Source organism: Aquimarina sp. 2-A2 (assembly GCF_045505135.1).
GTDB lineage: Bacteria > Bacteroidota > Bacteroidia > Flavobacteriales > Flavobacteriaceae > Aquimarina > Aquimarina intermedia.
Window position 1 is genome coordinate 45,891 of sequence record NZ_JBJKFI010000002.1, and the last position, 19,656, is coordinate 65,546.

At 35.5% G+C, this 19,656-nt stretch carries 20 protein-coding genes; 15 read left to right on the forward strand and 5 right to left on the reverse strand.

Going from position 1 to position 19,656, the window contains the following annotated elements; all coding sequences use genetic code 11:
* The 4 genes from ACJRPK_RS05550 (at window position 1) to priA (ending at window position 4,339) form a co-directional block, all read left to right on the forward strand.
* The gene (locus tag ACJRPK_RS05550) at window positions 1-564 is read left to right on the forward strand and encodes a chalcone isomerase family protein (protein ID WP_407138871.1); all 564 of its coding nucleotides are present in this window, start codon (window positions 1-3) and stop codon (window positions 562-564) included.
* Between the two features lie 129 nt (window positions 565-693).
* Window positions 694-1,257, forward strand: a complete 564-nt coding sequence (locus tag ACJRPK_RS05555; protein WP_407138872.1) for a chalcone isomerase family protein — start codon at window positions 694-696, stop codon at window positions 1,255-1,257.
* Window positions 1,258-1,367: 110 nt separating this feature from the next.
* Window positions 1,368-1,790 (forward strand): DUF2147 domain-containing protein, encoded by a 423-nt coding sequence (locus tag ACJRPK_RS05560; RefSeq protein ID WP_407138873.1) that lies wholly within the window; start codon window positions 1,368-1,370, stop codon window positions 1,788-1,790.
* A gap of 95 nt (window positions 1,791-1,885) precedes the next feature.
* Complete coding sequence (priA, locus tag ACJRPK_RS05565; RefSeq protein ID WP_407138875.1) at window positions 1,886-4,339, forward strand: primosomal protein N'; 2,454 nt, start codon at window positions 1,886-1,888, stop codon at window positions 4,337-4,339.
* 78 nt (window positions 4,340-4,417) lie between these two features.
* Here the strand turns inward: priA and ACJRPK_RS05570 are convergent, their stop codons facing one another.
* Complete coding sequence (locus ACJRPK_RS05570) at window positions 4,418-5,125, reverse strand: LytR/AlgR family response regulator transcription factor (RefSeq protein ID WP_407138877.1); 708 nt, start codon at window positions 5,123-5,125, stop codon at window positions 4,418-4,420.
* Window positions 5,126-5,289: 164 nt separating this feature from the next.
* Here ACJRPK_RS05570 and rpsF point away from each other — a divergent pair, with 164 nt between their 5' ends.
* From rpsF to ACJRPK_RS05605, 7 genes are all read left to right on the forward strand, one after another.
* Window positions 5,290-5,628, forward strand: a complete 339-nt coding sequence (gene rpsF, locus ACJRPK_RS05575) for a 30S ribosomal protein S6 (RefSeq protein ID WP_148783355.1) — start codon at window positions 5,290-5,292, stop codon at window positions 5,626-5,628.
* A gap of 5 nt (window positions 5,629-5,633) precedes the next feature.
* The gene (gene rpsR, locus ACJRPK_RS05580; RefSeq protein WP_148783354.1) at window positions 5,634-5,930 is read left to right on the forward strand and encodes a 30S ribosomal protein S18; all 297 of its coding nucleotides are present in this window, start codon (window positions 5,634-5,636) and stop codon (window positions 5,928-5,930) included.
* 16 nt (window positions 5,931-5,946) lie between these two features.
* A complete protein-coding gene (gene rplI, locus ACJRPK_RS05585; protein WP_407138878.1) occupies window positions 5,947-6,396 on the forward strand; it encodes a 50S ribosomal protein L9 in 450 nt (149 codons plus the stop codon).
* A gap of 98 nt (window positions 6,397-6,494) precedes the next feature.
* Window positions 6,495-9,644: a carboxypeptidase regulatory-like domain-containing protein gene (locus ACJRPK_RS05590; protein ID WP_407138879.1), complete on the forward strand. Its 3,150-nt coding sequence runs from the start codon at window positions 6,495-6,497 to the stop codon at window positions 9,642-9,644.
* 84 nt (window positions 9,645-9,728) lie between these two features.
* Window positions 9,729-10,214 carry a DUF6495 family protein gene (locus ACJRPK_RS05595; RefSeq protein WP_407138881.1) on the forward strand — a complete coding sequence of 162 codons (486 nt, stop codon included), beginning with the start codon at window positions 9,729-9,731 and terminating at the stop codon, window positions 10,212-10,214.
* Between the two features lie 93 nt (window positions 10,215-10,307).
* Window positions 10,308-11,639, forward strand: coding sequence for a dicarboxylate/amino acid:cation symporter (locus tag ACJRPK_RS05600; protein WP_407138882.1), 1,332 nt, complete (start codon window positions 10,308-10,310; stop codon window positions 11,637-11,639).
* A gap of 144 nt (window positions 11,640-11,783) precedes the next feature.
* The gene (locus tag ACJRPK_RS05605) at window positions 11,784-11,963 is read left to right on the forward strand and encodes a hypothetical protein (RefSeq protein WP_407138884.1); all 180 of its coding nucleotides are present in this window, start codon (window positions 11,784-11,786) and stop codon (window positions 11,961-11,963) included.
* A gap of 19 nt (window positions 11,964-11,982) precedes the next feature.
* On the opposite strand, the gene ACJRPK_RS05610 is transcribed toward ACJRPK_RS05605, so the two are convergent.
* The 4 genes from ACJRPK_RS05610 to gcvT form a co-directional block, all read right to left on the reverse strand.
* Window positions 11,983-12,405, reverse strand: a complete 423-nt coding sequence (locus ACJRPK_RS05610) for a thiol-disulfide oxidoreductase DCC family protein (RefSeq protein ID WP_407138885.1) — start codon at window positions 12,403-12,405, stop codon at window positions 11,983-11,985.
* 17 nt (window positions 12,406-12,422) lie between these two features.
* On the reverse strand, window positions 12,423-13,133 hold the full coding sequence (locus tag ACJRPK_RS05615) for a flavodoxin family protein (RefSeq protein WP_407138886.1): 711 nt from the start codon (window positions 13,131-13,133) through the stop codon (window positions 12,423-12,425).
* A 74-nt stretch (window positions 13,134-13,207) separates the two neighbouring features.
* Entirely contained in the window at window positions 13,208-14,023 is an 816-nt protein-coding gene (locus ACJRPK_RS05620) for a sugar nucleotide-binding protein (RefSeq protein ID WP_407138887.1), read from the reverse strand.
* A gap of 89 nt (window positions 14,024-14,112) precedes the next feature.
* Window positions 14,113-15,195, reverse strand: a complete 1,083-nt coding sequence (gene gcvT, locus ACJRPK_RS05625; protein ID WP_407138888.1) for a glycine cleavage system aminomethyltransferase GcvT — start codon at window positions 15,193-15,195, stop codon at window positions 14,113-14,115.
* Window positions 15,196-15,355: 160 nt separating this feature from the next.
* On the opposite strand from gcvT, the gene ACJRPK_RS05630 reads away from it, so the two are divergent.
* From ACJRPK_RS05630 to ACJRPK_RS05645, 4 genes are all read left to right on the forward strand, one after another.
* Window positions 15,356-16,876 (forward strand): hypothetical protein, encoded by a 1,521-nt coding sequence (locus ACJRPK_RS05630; protein ID WP_407138889.1) that lies wholly within the window; start codon window positions 15,356-15,358, stop codon window positions 16,874-16,876.
* 72 nt (window positions 16,877-16,948) lie between these two features.
* A complete protein-coding gene (menA, locus tag ACJRPK_RS05635; RefSeq protein WP_407138890.1) occupies window positions 16,949-17,902 on the forward strand; it encodes a 1,4-dihydroxy-2-naphthoate octaprenyltransferase in 954 nt (317 codons plus the stop codon).
* 26 nt (window positions 17,903-17,928) lie between these two features.
* Window positions 17,929-18,609, forward strand: coding sequence for a metal-dependent hydrolase (locus ACJRPK_RS05640; RefSeq protein WP_407138891.1), 681 nt, complete (start codon window positions 17,929-17,931; stop codon window positions 18,607-18,609).
* Entirely contained in the window at window positions 18,610-19,653 is a 1,044-nt protein-coding gene (locus ACJRPK_RS05645) for an o-succinylbenzoate synthase (protein WP_407138892.1), read from the forward strand.
* The last annotated feature ends 3 nt before the right edge of the window (window positions 19,654-19,656 follow it).

Here is a 19,656-nt window from a genome sequence, read left to right on the forward strand (position 1 = left end):
ATGAAAAAAATTGCAACCCTTTTGACACTTTTCTTATCGATTTCTTTTGCGAATGCTCAAATTAAAGTAGGTGACGCTTCTTTGCCAGAAAAAGTTACTTTTAATAATGAAGAATTAGTTATTAATGGAGCAGGGCTTCGAGAAAAATTCTTTTTCGATATTTATGCAGGCGCACTGTATGTAAAACAAAAGGGGAAGTCTGCCGGCACCATCGCAAGCGCAGACGAAACCATGGCAATTAAATTATACATTTTGTCAGGTATGATGTCTAGAAGTAAAATGGAAGATGCATTAAGGGAAGGATTCAAAAAAGCTACTAATGATAATACGAAGGCTCTAGATAAAAGAATCAATAAATTTGTAGGTTTTGTTTCTGATGAGATTGAAGTGGGACAAACCTATGATTTGGTGTATGAAAAGGGAAAAGGTAGCGTCATATATAAAAACGGACAAGAAAAAGGATATGTTGAAGGTTTGGATTTTAAAAAGGCATTATTTAATATTTGGATAGGACATAAACCTGCTGACAAAGGACTAAAAGCTGAGCTTTTGGGATCATTTTAAGGTTGAAATACATATTTTAACGTTAAAATGCATAAATTTATTACGGTTTATACGTAATTGAATGTATAAATCTTATATATTTGCAAGGTAAAAATTTATTTTAATACCCCCGATAAACTTAAATACAGTATGAGAAAAATTACTCTTTTAATCGTGGCATTGGTTTCATTATCAAGTGCTACTGCACAAATTAGAATCGGAAAGGCTATCTTGCCTTATGAAGAAACGCGAGGAGATGTCACCTTAAAATTGAATGGGGCTGGTATGCGTGAAATGTTATGGATAGATCTCTATGCAGGAGGACTCTACTTACAAAACAAAAATAAAGACCCTAAAGCAATTTTAGATCTTGATGAAACCATGTCGATCAAATTGAATATTGTTTCAGGTTTCGTAACACAGTCAAAAATGATAAAGGCTGTGCAGGATGGCTTTGAAAAAGCTACCTTCGGTAATATTAAGCCGCTTGAAGAAAGAATCAATAAGTTTATCAACTTCTTTAATGAACCTATTGTAAAGAATGATATTTTTGATATTGTATATATCAAAGATGTTGGAGTTAAGGCCTACAAGAATGGAAAAGAATTAGGTGTTGTTGAAGGAAGAGACTTTAAATATGCGCTCTTTAAAATTTGGTTAGGTGATGAACCTGCCAGTCAAGGAATTAAGGATGGAATGCTTGGATTGCAATAGCTCTTCAATTCATTATCATATAAAAAAACGGTCTAAATTTTTTTTAGATCGTTTTTTTTATTTTGATATTTCACTATCTTTTACCTTGTATTAATAAACACTTTCACACAATGCTCTATAGAATATGTTTCATCTTTTTTTTAACTGTAACTTTTGCCAACGCACAATCTGCAATTATTGGAAAATGGAAAACGATAGATGATCAAACAGGAAAAGAAAGGTCAATTGTTGAAATATATAAGAAAGGGAATAAGGTATTCGGAAAAATTATTCGCGTTTTGAAGGAGTCTGATCGTTCTAAAACGTGTATTTACTGTAGCGGTAGTGACTATAATAAACCGATCGAAGGGTTGGAGATTATTAAGAATATGGAACCTGACGGAAGTAGTTATGAGGATGGAACTATTACAGATCCAGAAAATGGAAAAACCTATCGTTGTAAGCTTTGGATAGATGACGATAATCCGGATATTCTAAATGTTAGAGGTTATATCGCCTTTTTTTATAGAACGCAGCAATGGAAAAAACTATGAAATACGTACTATCTTTTTAGTTTAAAGTTTCAACTTCTCTATAAGCTGCATACCTTTACCTCGTAATACCTGATTAATTTTCTTTTGCGTACTATATGTTATATTTCATTGATGTAATTCTTCCTGTACCCGTGTCCAATACTTTTACCTACCAAGTATCAGAAAGAGAGCATGGTTTTTTAGAATTAGGGATGCGAGTTGCTGTTCAGTTTGGCAAAAGTAAGGTATATGCAGCCTTGGTAGTAAATCTTCATCATACAGCGCCTCTTGTGTACGAGGCCAAGGAGATTGAGCATATCCTGGATGAGACTCCTATTGTGACAGAAAAACAATTGAACTTATGGAGATGGATTGCTGACTATTACATGTGTACGCAGGGTGAAGTCATGAGAGCAGCACTGCCAAGTGCATTTTTGTTGGAAAGTGAAACACTGGTAGTAAAAAACGAACATTTTTCAGGCGATGAGCAAACATTAACTGATGAGGAGTTTCTGATTTTTGAAGCACTTCAGTACCAAAGTTTACTCAAGATAGATGAAATTATAACTATTGTCGGCAAAAAAACAGTGCTCCCTTTGATTAAAACCTTAATTGAAAAAGGTGTGGTGTTAATTAAAGAAGAATTATACGAACAATACAAACCCAAGCTTGTAAAGTTTGTGCGGCTACATCAAAAGTATAGTGAGGACGAAGCACTCAAAATATTATTGAGTGAATTGTCCAGAGCCCCAAAGCAACGGGAAGTAGTCTTAAATTTATTTTCTCTGGAGGCTTCCTCAAAAAAACCTATCAAATTAAATGACTTAAAAGATAAAGCTGCTACGACAACGACTACAATTAAAAGTTTAGCAGAGAAAGATATTATAGAAATTTTCGAGCGTAGAGAGGATCGTATTGTTTATGATGGTGGCGAAGATGTTTCGATCAAAACCTTGAGTAGTGCACAAGTTCAAGCCTTTGATGAAGTTAAAAAGGAATTTGAAAGTAAAGCCGTGTGCTTGCTTCATGGTGTAACTTCATCCGGTAAAACCGAGGTATATGTAAAACTGATTAAAGAGCAATTAGAAAGAGGCAAACAAACGCTCTATCTACTGCCGGAAATAGCATTGACAACACAATTAATAACCAGATTACAACAGTATTTTGGTACTTCTCTTAGTGTGTATCATTCTAAATTTAATGTTCATGAACGTATTGAAGTTTGGAATAATGTCAAGAAAAATTCTGAAAAAGCTAAGATCATCATAGGTGCGCGTTCATCCATTTTTTTACCATTTCAGGATTTGGGATTGGTAATAGTTGATGAGGAGCATGAAACAAGTTTTAAGCAATTTGATCCCGCACCACGCTATCATGCCAGAGATACAGCAGTAGTTATAGCAAATATGTTTAAGGCTAAAATTCTCTTAGGTTCAGCAACGCCATCTGTAGAGACTTATTACAATGCATTGCAAAAAAAATATGGTCTTGTAGTGATGGATCGCCGATATGGTGAGGTGATGATGCCAGAAATGAATTTGGTTGACATAAAAACAAAATACAAGAAAAAACAAATGACAGGTCACTTTAGTGACACCCTTATTAAAGTGATAGAACATACGTTGAGTGAAGGCGGTCAGGTTATTTTATTTCAGAATCGCAGAGGGTATTCACCGGTTGTTGAATGTACTACTTGCGGACACTCACCGCAATGTCCAAATTGTGATGTAAGTTTAACTTTTCATAGTCATAAAGATCAGTTACGTTGTCATTATTGCGGATATCATATGGCAATGCTGCTTCAATGCTTGGCATGTGGCAGCTCAGAACTTTCTACTAAAGGTTTCGGTACTGAGCAAATTGAGAAAGAGTTGCAACAATTATTACCCGATCATACTATTGCCAGAATGGATCAGGATACTACACGTGGTAAGCATGGATATGAAAAAATTATTACCAGTTTTGAACAAGAAGAAATAGATGTTTTGGTTGGTACTCAGATGTTGTCTAAAGGCTTAGATTTTAGAAACGTACACTTGGTAGGGGTCATGAATGCAGATAACTTACTGAATTTTCCAGATTTTAGAGCACACGAAAGAAGTTTTCAATTGATTCAGCAAGTATCGGGTAGGGCGGGGAGAACAAAGAAGAGAGGTAAAGTTCTAATTCAGACGTACAATCCCTATCATCAAATATTGCAACAGGTTACAGTGAATGATTATGTAAGCATGTATCATGATCAAATTGAGGAACGTCGACAGTATAAATACCCTCCTTTTTATCGATTAATTAAAATTACAGCAAGACATAAAGATTATAATCGCGTAAATGACAGTATGCGCTGGTTAGGCACATCGTTGACTTCAGTATTTAAGGAAAATGTCTTGGGACCGGAATTTCCACCTATAGCGAGAATCAGAAATCAATACCATAAACATGTACTAATTAAAATTCCGCAAGGTCAATCACTACAAAAGACCAAGCAACTTATCACTAAGATACTGGCAACTTTTCAAAGCATTAAAGAATTCTCGGGAGTACGGATAATTATAAATGTGGATACCTATTAGATACCATATATGTAACTATACTAAAAGGAAACTACTAATTCCCACGCGGTTAATAAAAAAAAATAAATTAAACTGAAATTAACCGTTCAAGGCCTCTATAAGCGAGTGCTTTTTGTGTCTGCTCAATGGTATTTTTTCATCTGCAATCTCTATATTCCTAGAGTTGTAGCGCTCTACTTTATCAAGATTAACAATATAAGACTTATGAATTCTTAAGAAACGTTCACTTGGCAACTCTGCCTCAAATGATTTCATAGTTGCAAGCACAACTATTGGATCACCATCTTCCATAATTAACTTAACGTAATCACCGAGAGCTTCCACATACTTCAATTGACTCAAATAAATTTTACGTTTCTTTAAATTACTTTTTACAAAAATATAATCGTCATCTTCAACAACAGCTTGTTCAGCATTGAGACGTGTCATGCTCAGGGCTTTATCCACAGCAGCATTAAAACGATCCTTTTTTAAAGGTTTACGTAAATAATCCACTGCATCATAATCAAAAGCTTTAAAAGCGTATTTTGTTTTTCCGGTAACAAATATAATGTGAGGTTTATTCTCTAAATCATCAAGCAAATCAAATCCGGTAAGAATAGGCATCTCAATATCAAGGAATAAAAGGTCTACCGTTGTATCCAGCAGGCCATTTTTAGTTTCAATTGCATTGTTCCACTCTGCCACCAATTCTAATGAAGGGTGCTCATCTATCAGCTTAACGATAGCCAGTCTCTGAAGGCGCGAATCGTCTACAACGGCGCATTTTAATTGGGTTTGTTCCACTTGTTTGAGTTAATTACTTTACAATATTAAGGAATATATCTTATTTGGACAAACAATTTTCGCATTTAACCGATAAAAAAGAGTGTTTCATCGAAGTGCATTTATTATTTGAATATATTAAAAATAGTCTTACTTTTGCAGCAAATTAATTAAAATACATTTTTATGAATCATTATGAAACTGTTTTCATCTTGAATCCCGTTTTATCTGATGAACAGATAAAGGAAACAGTTAAGAAGTACGAAGATATTCTTATTTCTAACGGCGCCAAGATGATATCAAAAGAGGACTGGGGGCTTAAAAAGCTTGCTTACGCTATTCAACACAAAAAAAGTGGGTTTTATCACTTATTTGAATACACCGTACCAGGAGAAGCTATCAATACTCTAGAAGTAGAATACAGAAGAGATGAACGTGTAATGCGTTATTTGACTGTACGTCTAGACAAGCATGCAATTGCTTGGGCTGAAAAAAGAAGAAATAGAAACAAACAAAAAGCGTAATTCGTATGGCATCTATAGAACAACAAGCTAAAGGAAAGAAGGACGGAGAAATTAGATATCTTACTCCTCTTAATATAGATACAACAAAAGCTAAAAAATACTGTCGTTTCAAAAAATCTGGTATTAAATATATCGATTATAAAGATCCAGACTTTTTAATGGCTTTTGTAAATGAACAAGGTAAACTTTTACCTCGTAGATTAACTGGTACTTCTTTAAAATACCAGCGTAAAGTAAGTGTAGCAGTAAAAAGAGCTCGTCATTTGGCTTTAATGCCTTATGTTGGAGATTTATTAAAATAAAATTCGTCATAACATTATGGAACTTATATTAAAGAAAGACGTTGAGAATCTAGGATTCGTTGACGATGTAGTAGAAGTGAAAAATGGTTATGGTCGTAACTATTTAATTCCTCAAGGATTAGCAGTTTTGGCAACTCCATCTACTAAGAAGGTATTGTCTGAAACCTTAAAGCAACGTGCTTTCAAAGAAAAGAAAGAAGTTGAAGAAGCAGAAAAGATTGCTAAGAAATTAGGAAACCTTGAAATTAAGTTAACTGCAAAAGTTGGTGGTGGAGACAAATTATTTGGATCGATCTCTAATGCAGATGTAGCTGAAGCTTTCGCTAAAGAAGGAATTGACATCGAAAAGAAGTTTATCACGATACCAGGTGGAACTATAAAGAGACTTGGTCAATATGAAGCTGCTGTGCGATTGCATAGAGCTGTGATAACATCGGTAGCGTTTGAAATAATTCCTCAAGCATAATTCTACTTGAAAAATTCAATCACATATCAAAAAATCGCTCGTTAGAGCGATTTTTTGTGTTTTATTAATAAGCTATTAATTAATTTATTTATTTTAACATGAAGAAGGGGATTCTTTTATTTGCTTTATTATTTGGATTGGTTACCGCAGTTTCTGCACAGGTGACTACTTCCAATATTTCTGGTGTGGTATACGACAATGCTAAACAGCTGTTACCGGGCGCTAACATCACCGCACTCCATACACCTACAGGAACTAATTATGGGGGAGTAACTAACTTTGATGGAAGGTTCAATCTTATCAACATGCGTGTTGGCGGACCTTATAAAATCACTATTAGCTATTTAGGTTTCAAAAAACAAACCATTACAGATGTGTATCTGCAACTAGGTGAAACATCAAATTTTGATGTGTATCTTGTAGAAGATGATAACCAGTTAGAAGAAGTAGTAATTACTTCTAATAAGAGTGCTACTTTTAGTAGTGAACGTACAGGAGCAGAGACTAGTGTTGGCCGAAGAGAGCTTACTACATTGCCGACAATTTCAAGATCTGCTGCAGATTTTACTAGATTAGAGCCTACGGCGAGTGGAAATTCTTTTGGAGGGCGTAATGATCAGTATAACAACTTTAGCCTTGATGGTGCGGTTTTTAACAATCCATTCGGTTTAGATGCTGCAACACCCGGAGGGCAAACTGATTCTCAACCGATATCCCTGGATGCAATTGAGCAAATTCAGGTATCTACAGCACCGTATGACGTTACGTTGTCTGGCTTTACCGGAGCATCTGTAAATGCTGTTACCAAAAGTGGAACTAATGAATTTAAAGGAACTGCCTATGGTTTTTTTAGAAATGAAGATCTAACCGGAGGTGAGGTAAAAGGTAATGAGGTTTTTAAAGCAGACTTAGAGCAAATTCAATATGGATTTAGTATTGGTGGGCCGATTATAAAAAATAAATTATTCTTTTTTGCAAACGCAGAAAGAGATCAAAGAACAGATCTAGGTTCTGCATGGGTTCCAAACACTAACAGTGGCGCTGTCAATGAATCTAGAGTATTGGAGTCAGATTTAATCGCGGTAAGCGATGCGTTACAATCTTTAGGATACAATCCTGGAGCATACCAAGGTTTTACGTACGAATCTGAATCAACAAAAGGTATTTTTAAGCTAGATTGGAACATTAATGATAAGCACAGAGCTGCGTTAATTTATAATTTCTTAACGGCTTCAAAAGAGAAACCTGCGCATCCAACGGCTTTAGGTTTTAGAGGACCTAATGCAGCAACTTTACAGTTTGAGAATTCTGGTTATGAAATTAATAATCGTATCAATTCTTTTCAATTAGAAGTGAATTCTACATTCTCTAATAAAGTTTCTAACAAGTTTCAGGCGGGATATACACATTTTGATGACTTTAGAAATCCTTTATCAAGCCCGGCACCTGTAATCACTATACAAGATGGAAGTGGATCTAATTACATAATTGCGGGTCATGAACCTTTTTCAATTAATAACAAACTAGATCAAAAAGTTATTCAGGCCACTAATAACTTAACCATTTTTGTGGGAGACCATACGATTACTGCAGGAGCTTCTTTTGAAATGTTTAGATTTAAAAATTCTTTTAATTTAACGGCTTATGAGAATTTTGGAGGGTCCAATTATTACGGACTTTTCAGACCTTATGGTAGTGTTAATGAATTTTTGACCGATGCTACTAATCCAGCCGGAGGTTTAGCAGAGAACATACAGTATGCTCAAAACCAAAATGCAGCTTTTAATGCAGCTGGAGATGGGAATGATGGTGGTTGGAAGTTGGCAGAACTAAACGTAGGCCAGTTAGCGGTATATTTACAGGAAGAATGGAATGTAACCGAAGATTTCAAATTGAGTTATGGATTACGTGTTGATAAGCCATTATACTTTGACACCTCTGATTTAATACAAAAATATATAGATACAGATAATGGTGCCAGTCGTGATGAGAGTATTACCTATTTCAATCCGCAGACGAATAGCGAAGTAAATTTAAGTTCAACTACCTTACCAACGGATCGTTTATTATTATCTCCGCGTTTAGGATTTAACTTTGATGTTCTAGGTGATAAAACTTTACAACTACGAGGGGGTACAGGAATCTTTACCGGACGTTTGCCATTTGTTTGGGTTGGAAATCAAGTGAGTGGAGCTGATGATGGATTTTTCCAGATTGTGGATCCAGAATTTCAATTCCCTCAAGTATGGAGATCTAGTTTTGGGACAGATTATAAACTCAAAAATGGAGTGATCTTAACTGGTGATTTCTCTTATACAGAAGACATCAACGCGGCACACGTTCAAAACTGGGGATTGAGAGCTCCTACACAAACTTTACAGGGTGTTGATAATAGAGCAATTTATGGCGCTAATGATAAAGGAGCTAATAGTGCTTTTGTCTTAACAAACTCTAGTAAAGGTAGAGTCATCAATGCTTCTTTTAAAGCAGCTAAGAATTTCAAAAATAACTTATACGCAAGTGTCGCCTATAGTTATTTGGATTCTAAAGATGTAAATTCGATAGAGGCAGAAATTACCGGAGATGCTTTTGCATTTAACCCGGCTAACGGAAATGTAAATAATGATGTTTTAGGAAATTCTAAGTACGGAGATCGTCATCGTATTATTGCAGTAGCTTCTAAGAAATGGACGTATGGTGATGGTAAATATGCAACAACCATTTCTGGATTTGCTGAATTTGCTGAAGGGGGACGTTTTAACTATACCTATGGAGGAGATATTAATAATGACGGATCATCAGTGAATGACCTAATGTACATTCCTACTGCAGCTGAAGTTCAGCAAATGAACTTTAGTAATCCTGGGCAAGCAGCCGCTTTTGAGCAATACATCAGACAAGATGAGTATTTAAGCAACAATCGAGGTCAATATGCTGAACGATATGCAGCTTTAGCTCCATGGAGAAACAAGATTGACTTTAAGTTTTTACAAGATTTCAATATTAATGTAGGAGAGCGTACTAATACGATTCAATTTAGTGTCGATGTACTGAATATCGGGAACATGATCAATTCTGATTGGGGATTAGTGCAACAACCTAATAACGTTCAAATTTTAGGAGTAACGGTTGATGATAATAATCAACCAACCTATACTTTTGATCCTAATTTGACAGAGACATTTGGATATGACGCTTCATTGCAATCCAGATGGCAAGCACAAGTAGGATTGAGATATATTTTCTAAAAAAATCTAATTACATAGAGATTAAAATCCGTTCCCATCTTCTTGGGGACGGATTTTTTAACTAAGAATTTTAAATACAGTATCATGAAGTATACGAGATTAACAAAGGAGCAGTTAGAAGAGTTACATCCGGAGTTTATAAACTTTCTGGCGACACAATCTATCACTGCAGAGGAGTGGGATACTATTAAACAAAATAGCCCGGCAGTTGCTGAAGAAGAAATCGATATTTTTAGTGATTTAGTTTGGGAAGGAGTATTGGCGAAAGCTGAGTTTTTAGAACACTTTTCAAAAGATCAAATTCATCTTTTCAGGCTTTTGGAAGACGAGATGAAACTAATTGCTATCAAAGTGGAAGACGACACCATTGATATCACTACGCAAGGGGGGTATGACTGGTTACGAGAAAATCTTTTGGATGATCGTGTTGTGTTTTTTAATGCAAATAAGCCATACAACGAAGATAAGAATCTGGATAAATTCAATATCATACAACAAGGTGCATCGATAACTAAAGGAGAATTGTATTTGTACTTTGAAAAGATTATGAATCATCAAAATAACGGTTAGATTCAAGTGTAAATTAGTTATTAAGGGAATATTATCTTTTTAAACTATAAATTTATATCTTCGGCAACATCAAAAATTAAGGAACCTCATACTATGAAAAAACTGGCACTGCATTGGCAAATATTAATAGGAATGGTAACAGGAGTTGTTTTTGCCATCATACTCTCTAAATTTAGCTGGGGTGCTGATTTTATTGGGGATTGGATCAAACCCTTTGGAACTATTTTTATTAATGCTCTTAAACTGATTGCAGTTCCGTTGATTCTAGCATCTTTGATCAAAGGTGTATCTGATTTAAAAGATATTTCAAAACTCTCAAAAATGGGAGGAAGAACCATAGGTACTTATATTGTAACAACGGTTATAGCTGTTAGTATTGGATTGTTAGTGGTTAATATAATCAAACCAGGAAGTGCTATTACTGAAGAAACCAGAACCGAGCTTATAGAGAGTTATAAAGGCGATGCCAACAGCAAAATTGCAGATGCTCAAAGACAGAAAGATGCAGGACCATTACAAGCATTAGAGGATCTGGTGCCTAGCAATATTTTTAGTGCAGCAGGAGATAATCGTAATATGTTACAAGTTATATTCTTCGCAATTTTCTTTGGTATTGGTTTAATTCTGATTCCGGAAGAACAATCAAAACCCGTTAAGGCATTCTTTGATGGCTTTAACGAAGTTATCCTGAAACTAATTGATTTAATCATGTTAGTTGCTCCCTACGGTGTTTTTGCACTACTTGCCGCGCTCATTGTGGAGTCTCCAAGTACTGACTTATTTGCAGCCTTGGCGATGTACGCTTTTTGCGTTGTACTAGGACTTCTATTAATGATTGGTGTATATATTTTAATTGTTTGGATATTTACTAAAAGGTCTCCTTTGTTTTTTATCAACGGGATATCTCCAGCACAGCTCTTAGCATTTTCTACAAGCTCCAGCGCAGCTACATTACCTGTAACTATGGAACGTGTAGAGGAGCATTTAGGAGTAGAGAAGGAGGTCACAAGTTTTGTATTACCTATCGGTGCTACCATTAATATGGATGGAACAAGTTTATATCAGGCAGTTGCAGCAGTATTTATTGCCCAGGCTTTTGGTATGGATTTGAGTTTAGGAGCTCAGCTGGGAATTATTGCTACGGCTACGTTAGCATCTATTGGATCAGCGGCTGTACCCGGAGCAGGTATGGTGATGCTTGTGATCGTATTAGCGCAAGCCGGAATTCCAGAAGCAGGTTTGGCGCTTATTTTTGCAGTAGATCGACCTTTGGATATGTGTAGAACCACGGTGAACGTAACAGGAGACGCTGCCGTTTCTATGATGGTTGCAAAAAGTGTGGATAAACTGGGAGATCCTAAGGTCAAGGATTGGGATGATAACTATCCTAGCCCGGACCAGGTTAAAAGAAATACAAGTGAGTAGTGTTTAACATACGTTTTAAACACTTTGTTTTATTGTATAGCTACTAAGAATAATCTTTCATCAAAAGGGTGTTTTTCCCCTTACACAGTTTTATAATTGGGTTTACATTTGAATATCACAAATTATAACTCAATCTCATTACAGATGAAACGATTATTTCTACCCATTGCTTTACTGTCTTTTGCAGTCATCTGCTTAAGTATAGTACACCTAGAGAATATTAATAAATTGGACAAAGAGTCTACGGAATTACAGCAAAAATTATCTAAGATTAAACAACAGAGCACTACAGGAGTAAGCGACCACGAGTCCAATCCCAAATGAAGAGTGGCTGACACGGTATCTATTGATCCATAAATAGGCTTTTTAATTCGGGTGTAGGGATTTGACAATTATCTTTTTTTCCGAACCATTTATAACGGTTTTTGGCAACTATATCGTAGATCCAATCTCTAAATGTTTTTGGAAGTATTAAGAAGATGGAGAGCGCTGGATATAAACCGTTAAGATGTTTAGCAATTTCTAATGCTGCGGTAGATTTATGATGGTAGGCAACATTAGGCTCAATAAGGATAATGGAATCTAAGGCTTTAGCATCCAGATTTCTATCGTTAAGAAATTGTTGTCCAATCGAACTTTGTAAAGATGCATAGCGAAATATTTTCTTTTTATCATGAGAGATAATAAAATTGATAGCGCTATTGCAAAGATTGCAAACACCGTCAAATAAAATTAATTTGGTTCCTTCAGGTATATTCACGCTCATAGCCTAGTATTTAAATTTTATCGATATTCAGGATTTTCAAAATTCCATCGGGTTCCATCATCCCATTGTGCTCTTGAATTCCCATAGCTAGGGTACCCATTATTTGTTTTCATCATATTAGCCAGATGAAGTAAGTTATAGGTCATAAAGGTAGTATTTCGATTCGTAAATTCATTGTCTTTAGCTCCGGATTCTTCGTCCAGATAACTTGGACCAGGACCTACCTCTCCAATCCAACCACAATCAGCTTGCGGAGGAATACTATAACCTATATGTTGAAGAGAATACAACATACTCATTGCACAGTGTTTTACGCCATCTTCGTTACCGGTAATAATACAACCGCCAACCTTCCCGTAGAATATATACTGACCTTTATCGTTTTGTTTTCCGCTCATACCATACAGACGTTCAATAATCTTTGTACATACAGAAGAACGTTCTCCTAACCAAATTGGTGTTCCCAAAATTAGAATATCTGCATTCATTACTTTTTCAAACAAGGCTGGCCAAGCATCATATTCGGCATCTTCTTCGGTCATATCCGGTAAAACGCCATAGGGAATATCATAATCAACTGCCCGAATGACTTCGACATCAACCCCTTCTTTTTCAAATATTTTTTTAGAAACTTCAATAAGTCCCTGTGTATGACTTTGCCTTGGTGATTTTTTGAGCGTACAATTAATAAACAAAGCTTTCAATTCAGAAAAATCGGGCTGTTTCATAACTTTTTTCTTTAAAGTTATAAAATTAAGCTGCTCTATTACTCCACGGGTAGAAATTTAGATAATTCTTAACGTTATTGAATTACCACAGAAGTAATAACTTCCTGCGTAGTAATCTGTAAATTTTTTGGTAACTTATTGTCCTTAGGTAATACAGCTAAATAACGATCATTGTTAGAATCGTATACTTGCTTAAAAATTGGATCCTGTAATTCTAATGTGTCGCAAATTTCTTTAATCAAGTCAAAGTGATAGTACAAATCAGTACTTCCTAAATGAAAAATTCCTTTTTTACTTCTATTGATTATATAATGAATTTGTTGTGTGAGTTTTGATATTGAAGTAGCATTAAGAATAACATTTGGAAAAATTTCTATAGGAGCGTGTAGCTCATGCAAAGTCTTGATCTCTTGTATTCTTGGAGCGTTGGATCCAAATACCATAGGTACACGGGCGATTACATATTTATGGGTAGGCAATCGCATCAACGCGTTTTCAATTTTGATTTTAAAGCGTCCGTAGACACTATCACTCAATGTCTTATCGTATTCATACGACGGATAATTACTAAAGGCATCAAAAACGTTAGCGCTAGAAATAAAAATCAATTTACTTTGATGAGTTTTAATCCATTGAATAATGCGCTGATGTGCATCTAATTGCGCATTAAAATTACCACGAATCGCAGAAATGATATATGTCGGTCTAAGATTATCCAACAGAATAGAAATATCCTCCAACTCCATATCATACTGAAAAAATTTTTGATTTTTTTCGAATGCCGGGTTGTCCGTTCGATAAGTAGCATACGTATCAAAATAGGAGTTGAGCTCCTTATAAAGCGCATTTCCTATAAATCCACTACCGCCAATGATTAAAATCTTCTTCAAATACGCTCTAGTTTTAAAATAATTAAGTTTCAGAATTGTTTATATGACAACGCTGAAACTTAACAATATTGTAAAGATATCCTATAAATTTAACCTTTATAAAATGGTAATTTTGTTACCGTGGCAGGTATAGCTTTCTTGCGAATCTGTATAAAAACCTTACTATCTGGTTTAGCATAAGCTACCGGAACATACCCCAAGCCAATTCCTACTCCGATTGACGGAGACATGGTTCCTGAAGTTACTACACCGATTTTTTCGCCAGACTCATTCACGATATCATAATCGTGACGCGGTATTCCTTTTTCATCTAAAGTAAAACCAACCAGTTTTTTGGAAGGCCCAGCTTCTTTTTCTTTTGCAATCGCTTCGGCATTAATGAAGTCTTTGCTAAATTTTGTGATCCAACCCAAACCTGCTTCGATAGGAGAGGTAGTGTCATTGATATCGTTTCCGTATAAACAGTACCCCATTTCTAATCGTAAGGTGTCACGTGCAGCCAATCCTATAGGTTTAATTCCAAAAGCTTTACCGGCTTCCATTACTTTATTCCAAACTTGCTCAACTTCAGCGTTTTTACAGTAAATTTCGAATCCACCACTACCAGTATATCCCGTTGCCGAAATAATAACATTTGGGATGTCTGCAAATGGAGCAACTTCGAACGTATAGAATTTCATAGCAGAGAGATCAACCGAAGTTAAGCTTTGCATTGCTTCAGCAGCTTTAGGTCCTTGGATGGCTAGTAATGAGTAGTCATCAGATATGTCACGCATAACTGCGTTCATTGTATTGTGCTTACTGATCCAGTTCCAATCCTTTTCAATATTAGAAGCATTAACAACCAGTAGGTATTTTTCATCCTCTAGTTTATAGACAATTAAATCATCCACAATACCTCCTTTGTCGTTTGGAAAACAGCTATATTGTGCTTTACCATTCACCAATTTTGAAGCATCATTACTAGTTACTTTCTGTATAAGCTCTAAAGCATTTGGTCCGGTGATCAAAAATTCACCCATATGTGATACATCAAACACACCAACACTTTTTCGTACGGTTTCATGTTCTACCGTTACACCTTCATAAGAAACGGGCATGTTATATCCTGCAAAAGGAACGATTTTGGCACCAAGTGCTTTATGAATTTCTGTTAAGGCGGTATTTTTCATTAATTCTTGCTTTTAATCTAATTGATGCCGAAAGTAAAAAACTTTATAATCCTTTGCAATGCTTTTATGTGATATAATGTTATACTCTTCTAAATGCTGCATTTAATTCAAGCGGTTTGCATTATATTGGACAGCCAAACGCTAGTAGCCGTCCATCTGTATGAAAATAAAACATAGAAAATCACTAATTATAATTATTTATAGTACAGCGTTATTATTTATTCTATATTTTTTAGTAGGTGTATGGTTAGAGCATAAAATAAAAGATGCCTTAGCCGAACTGAAGAATGATGAAATCCAAATTTCTTATTCTTCTGTTCATGTGGAACCCGTACTAGGTAACATTTCGTTAAAGAGTGTAGAATTTGACAGTGACAATGGAGCATCGGGAACTGGTGAGAAGTTCGAAATACTGGGGCTTAGTTTTTGGAAATTATGGAAATATGAGGAAATTGTCATTGAGGAAGTGACTCTTACTAACGCGAATATCTATTATCGTAACAAGGATAAAAAATCAGTTGAAGCAGGGATAGGTAAGCCAAAATCATTTGATTTAAATATAGAGGAAATTAACATAAGAAACGCAAGGGTACACGTCGGTATAGATTCACTTCAAAAATCATCTAAAACCAGTTTTTTAATTCAAACCTTGCGATTTACTAAAATCAATTCAAACAATGAGATAGCGTCACGTAAAATACCTTTTAGCTATGGAACGTATAAAGGAAAGATAGTAAACGTGAGAACAGTACTGGATCCGTATCATTCCTTTGAGCTTCGCAGCTTTACTATGAGTCAAAATAGGTGGTTAGCAGATTCACTATCCATTACTCCGTTACTCTCGAGAAGTGCTTTTAGCGATACCTTGACACAGGAACGTGATCACATGAGGCTCGATGGTAGGCAAGTGCAAATCGAATCCCCTGAACTAGATGAAGTAGACGATCGACTTATTTTTACTAGTAATTTTATAAAGTTAGATCAATTCAACTTAGACGTCTATAGAGACAAACGTTTACCTGATGATCCATCTATAAAACCAATGTACAGTGAGCTTTTACGAACTATGAATATGGGTATTGCTATTGATTCGATTGAACTTCAATCTGGCAAAATTGAATATATAGAGCATTTAGAAAACGCAGATCATCCCGGAAAGCTTTCTTTTAATGACCTCAGTATGGCGGTGAGTCCAATCAATACAGTACAACCTTCAGTTAATTCGGAAATAGCTGTGAGAATAACCAGCAGATTTATGAATCAGGCGCCTATTGAAATTGATTGGAGTTTTGATGTAGAAAAAACTGAGGATCCCTTTAGTATAAGAGGAAATATCAAAAATGTAGATGCATCGTCTATGAATGCATTTATCAAACCTGCTTTAAATATAGAAGCAGAAGGAAGCTTAGATGCATTGTATTTTAATTTTAGTGGTAATAAACATACAGCTCAAGGGAATACTGCAATGAAATTCGATGCATTTGATATACAGATTTTAAAAGAGGATGGGAGACGTAAAAAATCAGTGTTGACTTTTATTTCCAATCTAATAATTGATCGTAAAGAAGATAAAGGAATTGTTAATGAGAGAGATATTGAAGTGACCCGGGATAAAACAAAATCATTCTGGAACTATTTCTGGCTATGTATAAAAAACGGACTTGTCGAAACAATTATTTAGCAGCTAAGGTTGTTGGATGTAAAATCTTTATTTTTAAAAAAAATACTGTTACTTTGACCTCAAATTTATAGGATGATTAAATTAAAAGCTTGGATCTCTGCAGCAAGATTACGCACCTTACCATTGTCTGTTTCAGGAATTTTGGTAGGAGCCTCCCTGTATAACGAACGATATTTGAGAGCAATTGGAGAAACATCTTTATATAGTGAAATCACATATTTTTCATTTTATACCAGTGAAATTTTTTGGTTAGCTATTGCAACCACCTTAGGATTACAGATTCTATCAAATTTTGCGAATGATTATGGAGATGGAATAAAAGGAACGGATAATGAAGACAGGGTGGGACCCATGCGTGCCGTGCAGAGTGGAATCTTATCTGATCATGAGATGAAAAGAGGTGTCATTTTTACTTCTATTGCAACGCTTGTTGTAGCAATACTACTTATTTATACTGCTTTTGGAAAAGATAATTTTGGGTATTCTGTGTTTTTCTTTTTCCTGGGATTGTTTGCAATAGCAGCGGCTATAAAGTACACTGTAGGAAATTCCGCTTATGGATATAGAGGTTTTGGAGATGTTTTTGTTTTTATCTTTTTTGGATTAGTGAGCGTCATTGGTACGTTCTTTTTGTTTACCAAAAGCATACACTTTTATCTAATTTTTCCTGCAATTGCCATAGGCTTGTTAAGCACAGCAGTACTTAATTTAAACAATATGCGAGATTATTCGGGTGATAAGAAAGCAGGTAAAAATACGCTAGTAGTAAAATTAGGTCTTGTAAAAGCCAAAAGCTATCATTATATACTTATCGTTGGGGCTATGATCAGTCTCACTTTACATTATGTTTTAACTAGCACCGTTAGTGTTAACGCATTGTTTTTTATAGCTTTCATTCCTTTGATTTTGCATCTTAGAAAGGTTTATAAAACAGAAAGTTCAGTATTACTTGACCCTGAATTGAAAAAAGTGGCTTTAACAACATTTTTGCTAGCGATACTATTTTGTTTTGGTCAAATTTTATAATTTTCAATTCTTAAATTATTTCACACATGAAAATTACTTTTTACGGTCAAAATAGTCTACTACTGGAAATCGATGATTGTCACGTTTTAGTAGATCCCTTTATTTCGGAAAATCCCTTATCTAAAGATAAAATAGATATCAACACGATTAAAGCTGATTATATCCTCTTAACCCATGCGCATCAGGACCATATATTGGATGCAGAAGCAATTGCAAAAAATAATGATGCAGTCATTGTATCCAATTATGAGATCGCTATGCATTACCAGGAAAAAGGATTCGAAGTTCATCCTATGAACCACGGGGGAGTTTGGGATTTCGAATTTGGTAAGGTCAAATATGTGAATGCTATTCATACCAGTAGTTTTCCTGACGGAAGTTATGGCGGACAACCAGGAGGCTTTGTGATCCAAGGAGAACATAAGAATATTTATATTGCCGGAGATACTGCACTAACAATGGATATGAAGCTTATTCCTCTATTCACCCGACTGGATCTGGCTATTTTACCCATTGGTGATAATTTTACCATGGGCGTGTATGATGCCATACTAGCTAGCGACTTTGTAGAATGCGACAAAGTATTAGGGGTGCACTATGATACTTTTGGGTATATAGAGATTGATCATGATGAAGCCAAACGAAAGTTTTTTGAGAAAGATAAAGACTTAATGTTGTTGGATATCGGCGAAAGTATCACGGTGTAAATGGTAGCAACCTACAAAAAATACATACTCAACTTTAAACGACCCAGCGGAACCTCACGCGGTATTTTAAAAACTAAAGAAACCTGGTTTCTACTACTTAGTGATGGTAAAAAGACAGGTATTGGCGAATGTGGAATCTTGCGAACCTTGAGTGTCGATGACCGACCGGATTATGAAGATACTCTAAAATGGGTTTGTGCTAATATTTCGTTAGGCAAGAATAAGCTTTGGGCAGCGTTGAAGGAGTTTCCGAGTATTCAATTTGGTGTAGAAATGGCTTTTAAATCACTGGAAAGCGAGCATCCCTTTACACTTTTCCCTTCAACATTTACAGGAGGTAAGGACGCTATTCCGATTAACGGCTTGATATGGATGGGGGAGAAATCCTTTATGAAAGCACAGATTAAAGAAAAACTAGATCAAGGTTTTAACTGCATTAAGTTAAAAATAGGTGCAATTGATTTTGACAAAGAGTTAGAACTTTTGAACTATATAAGAACGCAATACTCCTCAGACACTATAGAGATTCGTGTAGATGCCAACGGGGCTTTTGATCCAGCTAATGCACTCAATCGACTTGAGCGATTGTCGCGATTTGATTTGCATAGTATCGAACAACCAATTAAAGCAGGTCAGATTGATGATATGCATGCACTTTGTAAAAAGACTCCGCTGCCGATAGCTCTGGACGAGGAGCTAATTGGTATATTCGAGTTGAGCGATAAGAAAGAACTTTTAGATCGGATACAACCACAATATATCATACTAAAACCAAGTTTGATAGGTGGATTTAAAGGGACTCAGGAATGGATAAATCTAGCAGAGGAAAAGCATATTGATTGGTGGATAACAAGTGCTTTGGAGAGTAATGTTGGTCTCAACGCAATCGCACAGTATACCTATACATTACAAAGTAATCTTCCGCAGGGGTTGGGTACAGGAGCCTTATATACTAATAACTTTCAATCTCCATTACATGTAGAAAATGGAAAACTATTTTATCGCGCTCCTTTTGAGTGGGACGTACCATATTTAAAGAAATAACAG